This window comes from Kitasatospora sp. NPDC047058 (assembly GCF_040643935.1).
GTDB lineage: Bacteria > Actinomycetota > Actinomycetes > Streptomycetales > Streptomycetaceae > Kitasatospora.
In genome coordinates, this window is record NZ_JBEYVJ010000874.1 from 1 (window position 1) to 1,369 (window position 1,369).

1 protein-coding gene and 1 pseudogene are annotated in these 1,369 nt (G+C 70.1%); both read right to left on the reverse strand.

Going from position 1 to position 1,369, the window contains the following annotated elements:
• Positions 1–102 precede the first annotated feature (102 nt).
• Positions 103–270 (reverse strand): annotated as a pseudogene (locus tag ABZ885_RS41240) (glutathione-dependent formaldehyde dehydrogenase); the annotation flags it as partial.
• A gap of 143 nt (positions 271–413) precedes the next feature.
• A partial coding sequence (locus tag ABZ885_RS41245; protein WP_360200361.1) for a YhjD/YihY/BrkB family envelope integrity protein occupies positions 414–1,369 on the reverse strand: 956 nt, incomplete at its 5' end.

Below are 1,369 nucleotides of genomic sequence, written 5' to 3' on the forward strand. Positions count from 1 at the left end.
GACCGGTAGAGCAGCTCGATCTCACGGCCGCGCCGCCAGATCCGTCGGGACACGGTACGCAGCCGGGGCCGGACCGATCGCTCGGGGACCGCCATGGCCGGCTCAGGGGCGGAAGAGGACTTCGACGGCGCCGTCCGCCTTCTGCTGGAACAGCTCGTAGGCGGCCGGTGCCTCGTCCAGGGGCGGGTGACGGGTGGCGGAGGTATGGACGCCGAGCGGGTCGTCGTCGGTCAACAGGGGCAGCAGAGCGTCCACCCACCGCCGGACGTTGGTGGAGGTCGTCATGTCCGCGCGCCTACCCGTACCGCTCCGATGAAACCAGCAGCGGCTGGTGGAGCGCTGCGGCGATGAGGCTCCGGCGGAAGAACGGACCGCGGCCAGGGAGGTCACCCCGGGTGGGGCCGGCGGGGTGGTCATTTCCTCCGCCGCATCTTGGTGAGCGCGGCCCGGAAGGACATGCCCCGGTCGTGCCACATCATGCCCGTGGCCGCGCCCAGGATGATCACCACACCGATCGCGATCAGGAACGACATGAGGGCGAACACCACGCCGATCGGCCCGTACTCCTCGTAGTAGCTGACGACCATGCCGGAGTAGATGGCATGGAAGACGAGGAGCATCCCGGTCCAGAACACGCCGGTGGCGACGGCGCAGGGCAGCAGCCTGCGCCAGGTGATCCGCCCGGCCAGCAGGAACCACATCGTGAACCACCAGAATCCGATGAATACGGGGACGTGGACGATCCACCCCAAGGCCGGCGCGTCCGCGTAGAGCACCTTCCCGCCCGTGCTGCCGACGTAGACCCAGACCACGACCAGGGCCAGCCACCCCAGCGCGCGCAGCCTGTCCCACGGCCCCTGCGGACCCACCTGGAACACCTTCTGGTACAGCTGCTGGATGGCGGCGGCCGAAGCGAGCCCGCCCAGGACGAAGAAAACCCACGACAGGCCCGTGATGGCTGCGGACGTGGTCGCGTCGGAGGCGAACAACCGGCCGACGTCGTCGGAGGCCTCGTGGTTGAGCCCCAGACGCAGCCCCAGCGTCGACACCACCGACCGCCCGAGCAGGGCGGTCACGATGATCATGAACGGGAAGGCGCACAACAGCAACGTGGCCGCCAGCAGCATGGCCTGGCTCAGGAAGTCGACCGCGTCCAGCCGGTGCCAGAGGTACTCGGCCCACGAACCGGTGTACTTCGCCTGACCCCAGTCGGCTGCCCGCCGGACGCGCCGGGCACCCGGCCCCTTCGCCTCGGTCTGCGTCCCGGTGTGCGCCACAGCCTCGCCGGGCTCGACCAACGAGGTCAGCGCCGCCGTTGCGTTCTCGGCCGCCGGCCCGACCCGGACGATCGCCTCCAGTGCACCCTTCC